Origin of the sequence: uncultured Polaribacter sp., from assembly GCF_947503855.1 — a bacterium.
In the GTDB taxonomy this organism is placed as follows: Bacteria; Bacteroidota; Bacteroidia; order Flavobacteriales; family Flavobacteriaceae; genus Polaribacter.
Genome location: NZ_CANNFF010000044.1, coordinates 1 through 228 on the forward strand (window position 1 = coordinate 1; position 228 = coordinate 228).

The following is a 228-nucleotide window of genomic DNA, read 5'->3' on the forward strand; positions in this document are numbered from 1 at the left end:
AGTTGCCTTTTTCTGAATTGGGCTTATCCTTATGATGTTCAAGATATTCCTGAACCATTTCATCAGTTATCTTACCAACCTGAGTTCGATTAATAAAATGCAAGTTGATTTGTTTTGACTGTCTGGTATTTTATGGACGGCTTTTTAGGTGAAAAGCTATAGGCAATAAGCCCTGCAACAATATTAGACAAGAAATTAGTAAAGCTTCTATGTCTAGAATGTTCAATT

The 228-nt window shown here is 33.8% G+C and carries 1 pseudogene; it reads right to left on the minus strand.

Going from position 1 to position 228, the window contains the following annotated elements:
• Window positions 1-89 precede the first annotated feature (89 nt).
• Window positions 90-228: pseudogene (locus Q0662_RS11970) on the minus strand (IS982 family transposase); the annotation flags it as partial.